This is a genomic window from Acaryochloris marina MBIC11017, assembly GCF_000018105.1.
GTDB lineage: Bacteria > Cyanobacteriota > Cyanobacteriia > Thermosynechococcales > Thermosynechococcaceae > Acaryochloris > Acaryochloris marina.
In genome coordinates this window covers 3,243,306-3,258,245 of record NC_009925.1, presented here as the reverse complement: position 1 = coordinate 3,258,245, position 14,940 = coordinate 3,243,306, and the positions used below count along the sequence as shown (strand labels likewise).

The following is a 14,940-nucleotide window of genomic DNA, read 5'->3' as shown; positions in this document are numbered from 1 at the left end:
GTCGTTAAGATTAAAACAGATGCTGGTTTTTATTCTGGTGAATAAAACCTTGTCTAACCTCAAACAGGGTTAGGGTATCCTCGAACCAGAGTCATATGCTAACTAGGTAAGACATCCAAGCATCGGTTTATATGCCAATGGCATATTTTTAGGACACTGCATGAACATTCCCCAAAAATTTTCCACCCTGCTCCTAGGAACGGTTGCCGCCATGGTCTTGGCACCGCAAGTCACCCTCGCCCTTAGCCCCGCTGAAATTAACAAAGTCGCCAAACAAATCACTGTGCGGGTCGATAGCCAAGCCCCCGGCTCTGGCGTAATTATCAAACGCAATGGCAATCGCTATACCGTTTTGACCGCAGCCCACGTTGTGGCCACCGTCGATGAATACGTCGTGATCACCAATGATGGCCAGGAATATCCCGTCAATGTGCAAACGATTACCAAATTTCCTGGGGTTGACTTAGCCTTACTGGAATTTACCAGTGACCGCCCCTATACGGTGGTCAAAATTGGCGACTCTCAACAGCTCTCAGAAGGCAGCGAAAGCTACGTCGCCGGGTTTCCCAGCCGAACTCAGGCGTTGACAGATATTATCTACAACTTCACCACAGGCACGATTACGGCCAATGCCACTCGTCCCTTAAGTGATGGCTATGCCCTGGTTTATACCAACAACACTCTCCCCGGCATGAGTGGTGGACCCGTTCTAGATAAGGACGGCAAACTACTAGGCATTCATGGCCGTGCAGACACCACCACTACGGTTCAAAATCAAAATATCAACCCCGATATCTTTATCAAAACGGGGTTTAACCTCGGGATTCCGATTCATACTTTCTTGAAGATGGCCCCGGCCAATACCGTCACTACCCCCATTAAACCCATTACCTCTATCCCCTCTGCACCTTCCAGTGCCTCTGACTTCTACGTGCAAGCCTTAGATCAATATCGTCTGGGGAATATGGCCGGAGCGTTACGCAATACCACCCAGGCTATTAGCCAAAATTCTCAATTTGCCCCAGCCTATGCCCTGCGAGGCAGCATTCGCCTCGTCAAACAAGATCAGACGGGAGCCTTACAGGATTTTAATCAGGCGATTCAGTTGGACAAAAATCTGCTGCAAGCCTATATTGGTCGGGCTTTGGTGCAATCGTCTCTAGGGGATACGAGGGGTGCGATCGCAGATTACTCCCAGGCCATTCAGCTCCAGGGAGACCACGCCATTCTCTACTACAACCGAGGGATTGTATATCTCAACCAAGGTCAACAAGGGGCCGCCCTCACCGACTTACGCACCGCCGCCGATCTAGCGCTTAAAGACAACAACCAAGCTGATTATCAGCGAGCCTTAGAAGCGATCAATATTGCCTCCAAGAACTGCCGACAGTCGATTCATACCATTTGTGATCGTTAACTTTTTTCTCCTTCCAGATTCTATTTCTTAAGATCTGGAAACTGAATCTTTCTCACTACCGTCAAAACCTTTAAGGATGTACTGGACGCTACTTTCATGAAACATACAGTTTTACCCATTGCGAAACTTTCTATTGCCCTCACGGTTCTAACCGCTTTTTGCGTTCCGGGTTCAGTCTATGCCAACCCCTTCAGCGCTCCAGGCATTGGGGTTGAGCAAATCAAAGTCAAAGAAAGCCGACGCATCGCCGTTCTCGACTTCGATTATGCCAACGTTAGCAAAACTGGGATTAGCTATGGGTTATACGGCAAAAACGGCGCATCCCGAGGTATCAGTAATCTGCTGACCAATGAACTCGTCAAAGATGGCACCTACGTCCTGGTGGAACGCAGCAAAATTGACACCATCCTAGCTGAACAGAACCTAGGCGCATCAGGTCGGATTGAGCCCACCACTGCTGCTCAAATTGGTCGAGTCCTTGGAGTCGATGCAGTCCTGATTGGTTCCATTACTCAGTTTCATATCGAAGAACAATCCAAAGGCGGTTCTATTGGAGGATTCTTTGGTCTAGGAGGCAAACAAAAAACCCAGCTTGCAACGGTTCAACTCTCTACCCGCCTCGTCAGTACAGCCACAGGAGAAATTCTCACCGCTGCTGAAGGCACCGGCCAAGCAGATAAAAGTGGGGGTCGTGGTCGTATTTTTGGTATTGGTGTTGATAGCAACTCTGACAGTAGCGAGCGCCTCTTGGGTGAAGCTTCAGGTCAAGCCGTGGATAAAATTGTATCCCAACTTGCAGCAGTAGCTCCTAAGCTCGCGGCCAAGCCCGCCACTCTCCCTGTAGAAGAAATGGTGGTTGCCGATGTCACTGGCAATCAAATCGTTCTCAACAAGGGGGGCGTTCATGGCTTTCGCCCTGGTATGGTTGTCTCTGTCGAACGAGTGATCAAAGATATTAAGGATCCGACAACGGGTAAATTATTACGTCGCCAGACTCAGTCTGTGGGTCGCATTCAACTCACCGAAGTCGATGCCCAATCCTCTGTCGGCAAGATTCTGACCGGCACAGGTTTTAAGGTTGGAGACGTAGCCAAAGCCGTTGAGTAAATTCACAGCTGTATACTGTCTAGGACAGTCCTAGCAATTGCTCCTCAGACGCATGGCCAATCAAGCTACCGATCCCCCCCAAAAGGCTGGTCTTTTGGGGGGCTTTTAATGGAGCTGATCACTTTGCTTTATCAGCCCTAAGACCATATAGATCGTAAATAAATATCCTGAAGCAATCGTCAGAATAAGCAGCACAGGATTGAAGGTAATCATGGAAAACGCAGGTGCAAATTTTGCCAGATTAGACCATAAAAAAATTGATTAAACAAGCCTCAAATCCTATAGAAACCCATACAAATATGTGGTTTTATGCCTTTTACGTAACATCGCCCATCCATCCCTCTTTTTCATCTTTTATGGAGATGGGGGCTAGGTAAGGGATTGGGAGACATATCGCCTGTCTAGACACCAAGTTAAGTTTCACCATCAACGACAAAAAAATTTCAAAAAAGCTATAAAATTTCTGTATCAAAAGATACGGATTTTAGCTTAGCAATGAGTATTTCTACTAAAAAGCCTCAGCAATCCATAGCAGCCGACGTTTTTATTCCTAGAGCACATCAATGGGTGCAGCTCCGCAATCCCTTGTCTGACTACAGTGAAGATGCCGCTTTGCTGCTGTGCCCAGGAGATCGAGATCGCTGGATTGCATGGATTCCTGGCTTTGGACAAGCGACTTTAGAGCGTTCACAGTTGTTGAAAGCGATAGATTAGACTGCCCACTATACACCCATACCCCAGAAGTCATTAGTTTGCTGGAATATCTGTTCAGAGGATTGTATTTTGTTCGCTAATGTCTGCCATGGTTAGTCTATCCATCACAAAAATGCCCTCGATTAGCTAAATCGAGGGCATTGCTTTTTAAGTAACTCAGTGACTGATGCTAGCGTTAATTCAGCTGATGCTGCTCTTGCTCTAGCATTTGAACCAGTCCTTGATCACCTTTACGTTTGGCAACGGCAAGACGATGCTCCAAGGTCTGACGAATAAAAGTGTTATGAACTTTTTCCAAATCGGATACATCCCGAATACCCAAACGCCCAGAGGGTCTGGAATAATTCATGGCTGTTCCGACAGAGATAGATTGAGGCACAACATCAGGAATCTTGGGTGTTTGAGGCAAGGTAGACTCTTGGCGAGTTGTAGAGTTGTTCACTCCTTGTCCATACTCAACGCCACGATAGGTCATAACGTGAGTGGGTTGATGAAGATCCGTAGTTGCATACTGCCGGCGGCGGCAGGGAGTGCCACGATAGTGGCCAATAATTTCAGTTTCTGTGACTTCTACTGAGGGAGAAACAGGGGTGTACTCGACACCACGATAGGAATATTTCACGGTTGGCCTCCGACCGAATAGATGGGATGAGGCGCGTTCCTTCAGGTAAATGCCTTACTTCCGTCTTGCTGACTCACCTTTGATCAGGAATCAAACAGACAAGCGATGCAAGATGAACGATTCATTTCTGTATCTAATAATACCCTTTTCAAATTAAAGATCGGCCTACAAAACCCGATAAAAAATTAAATTTTGATTAAATATAGTTTTTTTGTATTCTCTGACACTTTTTTGCCTTGAGAATATTGATTTCAAGACTTCAACAAACCTGAAATTCTGGCTCTAACGGCGGTTGACACTAGGAACTGCTGCTTTTCTCTAGCATGACTGCTCATACACCAAAAAACAGCCTGTCAGATGACAAGCTGTTTTGCAAGACTCAGAGCTAACTTAGTGCTGACGAGTCATAGGTGCTTGGGCTTACATCATGCCCATGCCGCCCATGCCACCCATGCCGCCCATGCCGCCCATGCCACCCATGCCGCCCATGCCGCCCATATCGGGCGCAGCAGCACCTGCAGGTTCAGGCTTATCCACTACTAAGGCTTCAGTGGTGAGCACCATGCCAGCAATCGACCCCGCATTTTGGAGGCCCGAACGAACCACCTTTGCAGGATCAACGACTCCGGCAGCAATCATATCTTCGTAGGTGTCAGTCATGGCGTTATAGCCATAGCTGAAGTCCGCATCACGGACTTTCTCTACAACGACAGCGCCTTCTTTACCAGCATTGTCTGCAATTTGAGTGAGAGGCGCTTCTAACGCAATACCCACGAGATCTGCACCGACTTTTTCTTCATCTTTCAATTGAGCTTTAACACTCTCAATGGTTTTGGTGAGATGAATCAGGGTGGTGCCACCGCCAGGAACGATCCCTTCAGCTACGGCTGCTTTCGTTGCATTGAGCGCATCTTCGATGCGCAATTTACGATCCTTAAGCTCGGTTTCGGTTGCAGCACCTACTTTGATGACAGCAACGCCCCCTGCCAGCTTAGCAATCCGCTCTTGCAGCTTTTCTTTGTCGTACTCAGAATCGGTTTCATCCAACTGGCGACGGAGCTGCTCTACTCGCTTGCCGACATCACCTGCATTGGCTGCTTCCGACACAATCGTGGTGTTGTCTTTGCTGATGGTGACCTTACGAGCCGTCCCCAACATCTCTAAATCAACTTTGTCGAGGGTTAAACCCACATCTTCAGAAATGACCTGTCCACCGGTGAGGACGGCAATGTCTTGAAGCATGGCTTGGCGGCGCTCACCAAAACCAGGAGCCTTGATAGCCACAACATTAAGGACACCCCGCAGCTTGTTCACCACCAACGTGGCTAGGGCTTCTCCTTCTAGATCTTCAGCAATAATTAGGAGAGGCTGTCCAGCACGGGCAACTTGCTCCAGGATACCGACGAGATCTTGAAGAGAACTGATTTTCTTGTTAACGATCAGCAAGCGGGCATTTTCGATCTCAGCAACCATGCGTTCTGCATCAGTCACAAAGTAAGGAGAGATATAACCCCGATCGATTTGCATCCCTTCCACAATTTCCATTTCGGTGGCGAGGGACTTGGATTCTTCTACGGTAATGACGCCATCTTTGCCCACCTTATCCATGGCTTGGGCAATCATTTGACCGACTTCGGTATCGTTCCCGGCAGAGATGGTTGCCACTTGTGCGATCGCATCTCCGGCAACGGGCTTCGACTTGGCTTCGATCTCTTTCACTAAGGCATCAATCGTCTTATCAATCCCTTTGCGAAGGGCCACGGGGTTAGCACCAGCAGCCACATTCTTCAAACCTTCGCGAATCAAAGCTTGGGCCAGAACTGTAGCGGTAGTGGTACCATCACCCGCGACATCATTGGTTTTGGAAGCGACTTCACGCATCAGCTGTGCACCCGCATTCTCCAACGGATCTTCCAGCTCAACTTCCTTCGCAATGGTCACCCCATCATTAATAATTTGGGGTGCTCCGAATTTCTTTTCCAGAACCACATTGCGACCTTTAGGTCCCAATGTAATTCGTACGGCATCTGCCAGAGAATTCACACCACGCTCAAGAGCGCGACGCGATTCTTCATCAAATACTACATGTTTGGCCATTACAAGCGTCCTCTCGTTTGCGCCTTCTCAGTGAATTACACACAACGTTTCATGTTTGTCAGCACACTAGCACTCTCAAGAGGAGAGTGCTAAAGCTAACCCATTGTAGCTTCAAGGCCCGAACTAAAATATCGGGTTATTGTCCAGATAACCGAACTTCTTGGTATGGACAAACGCAACCCCGAGGATCAACCTTCATTAGGGCTTTTCCCTTGTCATTCTGTCTTGAGTCGTGCCAACCAATTACCCCATCGAGCAAGTCAGCCATTTTTCTCAATTGTGAGCAAGCACTTGCGAGGTGTCATAGACCCTAATCTTCAAGTTCACCATTGACCCGCTTGACGATACTGTAGGTCAGACCCAGACCCTTACCCTTATTTGTAGCTATCAACCGGCCCCTATAAAAAATGGAGCAATCTTCATAGAAGCGCTTGGAAGATTACCCCATCGGTACAAGAGACTCGGGCGAACACTATTCACATGACAAGGATTGAGAGCAAATCTGAGATAGTCTACTCCAGTCCAGAGGATTAGACCACTCATCTCCCCATCATGAAACTAACTAAGGGGAGCATACCCAAACGTGACATTAAACTGTCTGCACCATAGAGCCACTGATGCATAATCGTCTAAATCAATATCGCTAGGAAGTTCATAGAGTTGCTTACCCTGAAACTTTTGTAGAGGAGCTAGGGTTACATAAGTTCCTTCTTCAATGGAGCCTGGAACCTGAGCTTGTCGAGACAAGACCACTTTTACATCAGGACCTTTGGCAGTACTAAAGTCAGTGCTTAATTCTAAATAGCGCTTGCCGCCTTTCGAAATAATTTGAGCAGACCCTGTGGATTGTTTTTTGACGGTGACAAACTGTCCAGATGCAACAACCGATTTCTTAGCTACGAGAAAAGACGATTCATTGGCATTCCCTTGGAGAACCGATTCAATAGCTAGACTGGGCTGAATCACACTAGTTGCGAGCAGAAAAGCGGATAAGGTGCCAAAAGCAAGACGTTTCATAACAAATTCCCTGTAAGACTGAACTTATCTCTAATAATGCCGGGACATTTTGAGAGGGATTTGATCCGCCCCTGAGAGGTTCATAAATAAACTTGAGGATTTGCTGAGAGGAGAGCGCTAGCTCTAGCAAACCGATGGGGCACCTTCGCAATCTAAGCATTCACTGCTAATTAAAGATCGTAGCCAGAATCACGACCAAGAACAGCATGTACAGAACAAAGACTCCTGTAAGGATCAGGCCAGCTGTTGATCGGGGTTCCTGATTCGGCGTTCCTGTCGGTTTTAAGAGACGGTTGAGAATGTAGCGAAATTTGACGTAATAGATAAATCCCCACAGGGGCGTTTTTTGAATCAGATACGTTTGCCCTTCATGATCCGAGGCAGCAGGTACATAAAACTGAGCAAAGCGAATTTTAGTTTTTCGCTGACAGAGTTGGCGCGCCTCTAAATCTACTTGGTCGGCAATATAGGCAACCAAAACCGCATTGCCCGATTGAAATCCTCTAGGCAATGGTGACTGATTCGCCTGCTGAGCCTTTTGCATTAAGTTCTGTTGATCGGTTTCCATGACTTGAGCATTGAGGAGAGGAACGCGGCGAACAAAGACGGTATAGTTCACCCAAGTCAACAGGCATTCCCAATTAAACGTCCGCCGAGCCCCAATAATCGTATCTGGCGTCACTTCCAAAACACGGAAATTGAGATGGCTAAGCTCTTGTTGTTGAGCCGATAAAGGATGGTCAGCAGTCATAAATTCGGTTGCCAGTAAGTTGCTCAGACCATACAGCAAATCATGATATTGCGGGTCTTAATGCTGGTTATCTTTAGAACAGCCTGGTATCGTCCACCAGCTATCACAGCACAGTTCATATTTCAGACTCTAAAATGGGCATCGTCAACCGAGATGCCAGCACGATACTGCCATTTGTTTGATAGGGGAGGGTTAGCAAACTCCACCTTACGATTAGGTTTGTGCATTCTAGAAACCCCTACTATGACTACCCAAAAGCCTGAAAGGCATTGACTTGCCTATATGAAAAATCCACGGCTCTGACAGGGAATGCTGATTACAGAGAGGGGATATTATGACTGAACAAATTCTTGCTGGGCATTACCAGATCATCCAACCACTCGCTGCTGGAGGGATGGGACAAACGTTTATCGCCAAAGACACCCACTTACCAGGTCAGCCCCAATGCGTGGTTAAGCGCCTCCATGCGGCCAAGGCAGATTCTGACTTTCTCACTACGATTAAGCGTTTATTTTTTAGCGAAGCAGAAACTCTCCAAAAACTGGGGAAGCACTCTCAGATTCCCCAGCTGTTAGCTTACTTTGAGCAAAGTGCTGAATTTTATCTGGTACAAGAATTTATTGAAGGGCATCCGCTTACTCAGGAGCTACCTCTCGGCCAGTGTTGGAGTGAACCCCAGGTTATCCAGCTAATGGAGGAAATTCTCAATATTCTTACGTTTGTCCATGACCAAAAGGTGATTCATCGAGACATTAAGCCAGACAATATTCTTCGCCGCCAACAGGACAACCAACTGGTTCTGATTGACTTTGGAGCGGTTAAAGAAGTGCGTGCCCAACAAACTGTTATATCAGGACAAGTCAGCCAAACTGTCGCGATTGGCACCCCAGGATACATGCCCACTGAACAAACCCGTGGCAAACCTCGATTTAGCAGCGACCTTTATGCCGTTGGCATTATTGGTATTCAAGCCCTCACCGGACTCTCCCCTGCCCAACTCCCAGAAGATGACGAAGGCGAACTAGTTTGGATCGGCCAAGCCGACGTTAGCAGTGGCTTTGCTCAATTTCTCACCAAAATGGTGCGCTACCACTTCAAAGAGCGCTATCAAACCGCTGGAGAAGCCATTCAGGCCTTACAACAAGCAAAATCCACCGTCGTCAACCCTTCGACTCCCATTAGGGATACGCCACCCATACCACCTACTCCGCAAACTTCAGACACCTTGGCAACGACTGAGTATGTCGTGCCAACACCCATGACTTCACAACCTGCTGCACCAGTGTCTAACCAAGCAGAGGTAAAGCCGAGTAAGAACTGGTTGGTTCCTGTCATTGCAGGCACTAGTGTAATTGCCGCCAGCATTATGGGAGCAGCCATGATCTTAAAACCGCCCGTTCAGGAAGTGAATCCCATCATTTCTACCAATGCTGCAGAGCAAGATGCTGAGGATGAGGCAGCCGCCCCTGCTGATAGCTTCAATGATCCAGATGAGGAAGCCATTTCGGCTGCCCCCCTCAGTCATGACACGCCCCCCAACCCTACCATTACCAAAACAGTCAATGTTGCCAATAGCAATAATGACGAAATTCAGACTTATACGGCTGGCGTATTAAAAATTACGGGCACTCGACAACATGCCTGTAATGTTCTTTTACCCAGAGGTCCAGGAATTGGCAGTGATTTCTTTTATAGTGACGAGGCAGCCCTTTGGCAACAGCTTCAGTGTCAAGAGTTGTACTGCAACTTAGACAATCCACGCTGTCGCATATCTCTCAAACCCCAATGGGCCAAGCCTGATGTGCAAGATCTTGGGAGTACGCCCCCACCAGCAAGGCAGCCTGAGATTTCTATTGTTGATCAAGTGATCCAAAATCCTAATCAACCCATTCCCGCTTACAGTGCCAACATTGCATCTCTCAGTCAGTCCCAATTTTTAGCACTGAATCAATTATTTAACCAATTTCAATCAGTCAATCCTGGTATTGAGCCGATTTCTCCCGGTAGTTCCACTACCTTTTCTGGCTGGAAGCTGCTCTGTATTGGTGAACAGAGTACCGATGGCTGCCCCAAGTCGGCCAAACATGAAATGCTCAGTTATGGCAATTCAAACTCCAACAGTCAGTTTCTCACCTCTAGAGGCTGGGTGATGTACAGACCATAAGTGGATTATTGCTGCTGAAGTTTGTGTTGCACCAATGCTCGAAAATTTTGCTCGGCAGCAATTTCATCTTGTTGGGCTTGTTCAAGGAAGTGGTACAGGTCTTCTTGGTTGACCCAATCGAAGCCAGTCGTCACCATCCGGAAATAGACGCAACTGAATTCATTCTGCAGATTTTTTTTGAGAACTAGAAACCAATCCACTGTCACAAAATGCTTTGCAAAAGATTACCGTTCAATAACAACTTGTTATGTTCCAGCATTGTTTTTTTTACTTTTGAAAATAACTGTTAATAATGCACCTCTAAACGCGTTTATTGCATCGATCTAAATCAATTAGCGCATACAGGGGCTGTTTTTTTCGCCAGGGATCGATCACCCTGGTGCTCAGTATGTTGCTCAAAAACTAAACATATGCCGAACCATAAGCAAACTCTCGTCATTGTTGGCAACGGCATGGTGGGACATCGGTTTCTCCAGCTAATGGTAGAGAAAGGAGGTGGCGATCGCTGGCACCTAGTCACCTTTGGAGAAGAACCCCGTGTCGCTTACGACCGTGTACACCTGAGTCAGTACTTTGAAGGTAAAACCGCCGCAGACCTCACTATGGTAGAGCCTGGTTTTTACCAAGAGCATGGCATTACCACCTACATTGGCGACCAGGTTGTGGAGATTGACCGCAAACACCAGATCGTCAAGTCTGCCAACGGCCTTGAAATTGCTTACGATCGGCTGGTCATCGCCACCGGCTCCTACCCCTTTGTCCCGCCCATCAAAGGCAATGACGCCACCGGCACCTTTGTCTATCGCACCATTGAAGATTTAGACGCCATTAAAGACTACGGTTCCCAGGTAAAAACCGGCGTGGTCGTAGGCGGTGGACTACTGGGTCTGGAATGTGCCAACGCGCTAAAATCCCTGGGTTTAGACACCCATGTAGTGGAGTTTGCCCCCCGGCTGATGCCCGTGCAAATCGATGAGGCAGGCGGTGCCGTACTGAAAGACAAAATTGAGGCCCTAGGGGTACAGGTACATACCAGCAAAGCCACCACCGATATTGTCAGCGAAAACGGCAAGCTGGTGAGAATGGAATTTGCTGATGGCGAAGCACTACAGACGGATATGATTGTCTTCTCAGCGGGGATTCGGGCCAGGGATGAGTTAGCCCGAAACTGCGACCTGGACATTGGCAACCGAGGTGGCATCGTCATCAATGAAGCTTGCCAAACTTCAGATCCCAAGGTGTATGCCATTGGTGAATGCGCCGCCTATCAGGACCGTACCTTTGGCCTAGTGGCACCGGGATACCATATGGCGGAGGTGGTCAGCGATACGCTGATGGAGGTAGTGAAACCGCAACAGTTTACTGGGGCAGATATGTCCACCAAGCTGAAGCTGCTAGGGGTGGATGTGGCCAGCTTTGGTGACAACTTTGCCAAAACACCGGGGTCTAAAGAGCTGGTAGTGACCGATGCGATCGCAGGCACTTACAAAAAGCTAGTGGTCAACAGCGACGGGTCGCTACTGCTAGGAGGCATACTGATCGGCGATGCCTCGGACTATGGGACATTTTCGCAACTGACTCAAAACCAGGTCAAACTGTCAGCCAACCCTTTAAGCCTAATGGCGCCAGCGGTTGAAGGGCAGACCCCATCCTTGAGTGTGGAGAATCTACCAGATACGGCCCAGATTTGTTCTTGTAACAATGTATCTAAAGGGCAAATTTGTTCTGCGGTGCGAGACGACCATATCACCGATTTGCCTGGCCTGAAGAAATGCACTAATGCAGGCACTGGCTGTGGTGGTTGTGTACCGCTAGTGAAAGACCTGATGCAGTCAGAGCTGAAAAAGGCGGGTATCGAGGTTAATAACCACCTGTGCGAACATTTTCCCTATTCTCGTCAGGAGCTATATCACCTGTTACGGGTGGGACAGATTAAATCATTTGATGCGCTGCTCGCCCAGCATGGTTCGGGCCATGGCTGCGAGATTTGTAAACCAGCAGTGGCGTCGATGCTAGCCTCCACCTGGAATGAGTATGTGCTGGATCGTCCCCATGTGGGCCTCCAAGATACTAACGATTCGTTTTTGGCCAATATTCAAAAAGACGGCACCTATTCTGTGATCCCCAGAATACCGGGGGGAGAAATCACCCCCGAGAAGCTCATTGTGTTGGGTCAAGTGGCCCAAGAATTTGACCTGTACACCAAAATTACCGGAGCCCAGCGGGTGGACTTATTTGGAGCGCGGCTGGATCAACTGCCCCTGATCTGGAAGCGATTGGTGGACGCTGGGTTTGAGTCAGGCCATGCCTATGGTAAGGCGCTGCGCACGGTGAAGTCCTGTGTGGGCAGTACTTGGTGCCGATTTGGTGTGCAGGATTCTACCAGCCTGGCGATTGATTTGGAGCTGCGCTATCGGGGATTGCGATCGCCCCACAAACTCAAGTCGGCGGTTTCAGGCTGTACACGGGAATGTGCCGAAGCCCAGGGTAAAGACTTTGGCATTATTGCCACGGAAAATGGTTGGAACCTATATGTCTGTGGCAACGGTGGCACCAAGCCCCAACATGCCACTCTGCTGGCGACGGATATCGATAAAGAAACCCTAATTCGTTATCTCGACCGGTTCTTGATGTTTTACATTCGTACGGCGGATAAGCTGGAGCGTACTTCTACATGGTTTAACAAGCTAGAAGGGGGACTCGCCTATCTCAAACAGGTAATTATTGGGGACTCCCTTGGCATTGCAGCGGAGCTGGAAGCCCAGATGCAGCACCATGTGGACACCTATCAGTGTGAGTGGGCCGCCACTCTTGAGAGTCCGCAACATATGCAGCGTTTCCGTCACTTTGTGAATGCCGATGCCACAGACCCGTCTTTGGTTTATGTACAGGAGCGGGGCCAAAAGCGTCCGGCCACAGAGGCAGAGCGAGCCATCTTAAAACAGGGAGAGGCCTTGGTCACACCCGGCTAGTCTCTCAACCTTGCGACAGGGATGCAGACATGACGACCACAGCTGTATCCCCTTGTTTTTTCTTGATCCTTATTACCCAAGCTGTCATGGAACAATCCGTATCTACCCCGGCCCCGATGATTACAGCCAACCGTTGGATCACCGTTTGTTCATTAGATGCGATCGCACCTAACACGGGTGTTAATGCTCTGGTAGGAGACAATCAGGTGGCTATTTTTCGCATTGGTGAAACCGATGAAGTCTATGCCTTAGATAACTTTGATCCCTTTAGCAAGTCGTTTGTGATGTCGCGGGGTCTAATTGGCGATCGCAAAGGCGTCTTGAAAGTGGCCTCTCCGATTTATAAACAGAATTTTAATCTACAAACAGGAGACTGCTTAGATAATGATGCTGTCAAGCTTGCGGTCTATCCGGCTCGGGTGGTTGATGGTCAGGTGCAGGTACAAACAGTTGAGTAACTTGACACCCTCACCTCAATAGCTCATCAACTGCTCGTCTTCCCATGCGTTTGACATGCCCGATTCAGGTCAAGCCAACTTTAATACAATGGCACTGACTTAAGAAGTCAGGAAAAGGCTACAAGTCTTGATAGATATAGGATCAAGACTTGCACGCCATAAACTTCTGCCTTTCACTATGTCTGAGTCAGCCGAAATTCTCAAGCAGCAATTTTCCCAAAGCCTGGGTTTACCGTGGACAGATATCCTTCTAGCCTCAAGGTTAGAGGAACTCCTGAAAGAAGAAGCATTCTCCTATCGCAACCGGATATATAGCCCCATCGTTACGCTGTGGGCCATGCTTTACCAAGTGCTATCAGCCGATAAAAGCCTTCGTAACACAGTCAAATGCATCACGACTTGGCTCACAGCGGCTGGCATCCAACCGCCCTCATCTGATACCGGAGCCTACAGCAAAGCCAGAAGTCGCTTTCCAGAGTCACTGTTGCAACGTTTAATTCCCGAAAGCGCTGAGTGCTTAGCGCAACCCCTCTCCCCAGAGCACCTCTGGTGTGGTCGGCCCGTCAAGGTCTACGACGGAACCACCGTGTTGATGGCTGATAGTGCGGCCAACCAAGCATCATATCCACAACATGGCAATCAAACAGCAGGCTGTGGTTTTCCCATCGCTCGCTTGGTAGTGTTCTTCTGTTTGGTTACCGGTGCAGTGGCGTCAGCTTGTATTGCCTCCTGGGACACCAGTGAAATTGTCATGAGTCGTTTGCTCTATCAAGACCTTGAGGTCGGTGATGTGGTCATGGCGGACCAAGCTTATGGCAGCTATGTTGATCTAGCCATCATTCAACAACACAGGGCTGATGGAGTGTTGCGTAAACATCATGCTCGCAAGACTGATTTCCGCAAAGGCAACAAGCATGGCATTGGTGATCATCAGGTGACATGGCATAAGCCAGCCCAACGGCCTGAGCACATGAGTGAGCAAGATTTTGCCCTGATTCCTCAAACATTGGTCGTTAGAGAGGTGTGTTTGCGCTTATCCCTTAAGGGCTTTCGCGACCAGCACATTATTGTGGTGACGACGCTGCTGGATGCTCAACGCTACAGCGCTGGGCAACTGACTCGCTTGTATGGCTGGCGTTGGCCAGTGGCGGAAGTCAATCTGCGCCATCTCAAAACCACCTTAAAAATGGAGATGCTCAGTGCCAAAACTCCGGATATGGTGCGCAAGGACATTTGGGTACATTTGTTGGGCTATAACCTACTCAGAAGTCTCATGGAACTTGCGGCACCGCTAGCAGATAATGCTAGAACTCAACTGTCTGTGCAAGGAGCACGACAACACTTCAATCAGATGCTTGCTTTGTTGGCGACAGCCAACCGTGCGACCAGAAAGCGGTTGTTTACTCATCTACTTGAGACCATGGCAGCCGATCTATTACCCTCTCGACCGAATCGGCACGAACCGAGAGTCGTCAAACGCAGACCCAAATCTTTCCCGCGAATGCGACAACCTCGCTCTGCTCTCAAAGCTAAGCTAGCTGTTTGATTGAGCTTAAGTCAGTGCCATTGAACTTTAATAGTTTATCCCAAGGCGGTGATTTGAATACGCTGGCAGTCAACG

The 14,940-nt window shown here is 48.5% G+C and carries 12 protein-coding genes and 1 riboswitch; of the genes, 7 read left to right on the top strand and 5 right to left on the bottom strand.

All coding sequences use genetic code 11. The features are described 5' to 3' along the window. The first annotated feature begins 160 nt into the window (after positions 1–160). The 3 genes from AM1_RS14645 (at position 161) to AM1_RS14635 (ending at position 3,238) form a co-directional block, all read left to right on the top strand. Complete coding sequence (locus tag AM1_RS14645; protein WP_012163627.1) at positions 161–1,417, top strand: tetratricopeptide repeat-containing S1 family peptidase; 1,257 nt, start codon at positions 161–163, stop codon at positions 1,415–1,417. A 96-nt stretch (positions 1,418–1,513) separates the two neighbouring features. Next, a complete protein-coding gene (locus AM1_RS14640) occupies positions 1,514–2,524 on the top strand; it encodes a CsgG/HfaB family protein (RefSeq protein ID WP_012163626.1) in 1,011 nt (336 codons plus the stop codon). A gap of 495 nt (positions 2,525–3,019) precedes the next feature. Then, positions 3,020–3,238 carry a hypothetical protein gene (locus tag AM1_RS14635; RefSeq protein ID WP_012163625.1) on the top strand — a complete coding sequence of 73 codons (219 nt, stop codon included), beginning with the start codon at positions 3,020–3,022 and terminating at the stop codon, positions 3,236–3,238. Positions 3,239–3,413: 175 nt separating this feature from the next. Here the strand turns inward: AM1_RS14635 and AM1_RS14630 are convergent, their stop codons facing one another. The 4 genes from AM1_RS14630 to AM1_RS14615 all read right to left on the bottom strand — a co-directional run bounded on the left by AM1_RS14630 (position 3,414) and on the right by AM1_RS14615 (position 7,725). Next, a complete protein-coding gene (locus tag AM1_RS14630) occupies positions 3,414–3,860 on the bottom strand; it encodes a DUF4278 domain-containing protein (protein WP_010472302.1) in 447 nt (148 codons plus the stop codon). Positions 3,861–3,890: 30 nt separating this feature from the next. Beyond that, positions 3,891–3,981: riboswitch (Glutamine riboswitch) on the bottom strand. Between the two features lie 299 nt (positions 3,982–4,280). After that, positions 4,281–5,957, bottom strand: a complete 1,677-nt coding sequence (gene groL, locus AM1_RS14625) for a chaperonin GroEL (protein ID WP_010472301.1) — start codon at positions 5,955–5,957, stop codon at positions 4,281–4,283. Between the two features lie 558 nt (positions 5,958–6,515). Continuing rightward, positions 6,516–6,974 carry a DM13 domain-containing protein gene (locus AM1_RS14620; RefSeq protein WP_012163624.1) on the bottom strand — a complete coding sequence of 153 codons (459 nt, stop codon included), beginning with the start codon at positions 6,972–6,974 and terminating at the stop codon, positions 6,516–6,518. A 166-nt stretch (positions 6,975–7,140) separates the two neighbouring features. Next, the gene (locus AM1_RS14615) at positions 7,141–7,725 is read right to left on the bottom strand and encodes a hypothetical protein (protein ID WP_049783832.1); all 585 of its coding nucleotides are present in this window, start codon (positions 7,723–7,725) and stop codon (positions 7,141–7,143) included. Between the two features lie 334 nt (positions 7,726–8,059). Between AM1_RS14615 and AM1_RS14610 the strand changes: the two genes are divergently transcribed. Further along, positions 8,060–9,889, top strand: coding sequence for a serine/threonine-protein kinase (locus AM1_RS14610; protein WP_012163622.1), 1,830 nt, complete (start codon positions 8,060–8,062; stop codon positions 9,887–9,889). A gap of 5 nt (positions 9,890–9,894) precedes the next feature. On the opposite strand, the gene AM1_RS43225 is transcribed toward AM1_RS14610, so the two are convergent. Then, the gene (locus AM1_RS43225; protein WP_238549258.1) at positions 9,895–10,089 is read right to left on the bottom strand and encodes a hypothetical protein; all 195 of its coding nucleotides are present in this window, start codon (positions 10,087–10,089) and stop codon (positions 9,895–9,897) included. Positions 10,090–10,299: 210 nt separating this feature from the next. On the opposite strand from AM1_RS43225, the gene nirB reads away from it, so the two are divergent. The 3 genes from nirB to AM1_RS14590 all read left to right on the top strand — a co-directional run bounded on the left by nirB (position 10,300) and on the right by AM1_RS14590 (position 14,865). Continuing rightward, positions 10,300–12,861: a nitrite reductase large subunit NirB gene (gene nirB, locus AM1_RS14600; RefSeq protein ID WP_012163620.1), complete on the top strand. Its 2,562-nt coding sequence runs from the start codon at positions 10,300–10,302 to the stop codon at positions 12,859–12,861. A 116-nt stretch (positions 12,862–12,977) separates the two neighbouring features. Further along, positions 12,978–13,319 carry a nitrite reductase small subunit NirD gene (nirD, locus tag AM1_RS14595; protein WP_012163618.1) on the top strand — a complete coding sequence of 114 codons (342 nt, stop codon included), beginning with the start codon at positions 12,978–12,980 and terminating at the stop codon, positions 13,317–13,319. A 127-nt stretch (positions 13,320–13,446) separates the two neighbouring features. Next, positions 13,447–14,865, top strand: a complete 1,419-nt coding sequence (locus tag AM1_RS14590) for an IS4-like element ISAcma16 family transposase (protein WP_012161147.1) — start codon at positions 13,447–13,449, stop codon at positions 14,863–14,865. Positions 14,866–14,940 lie beyond the last annotated feature (75 nt).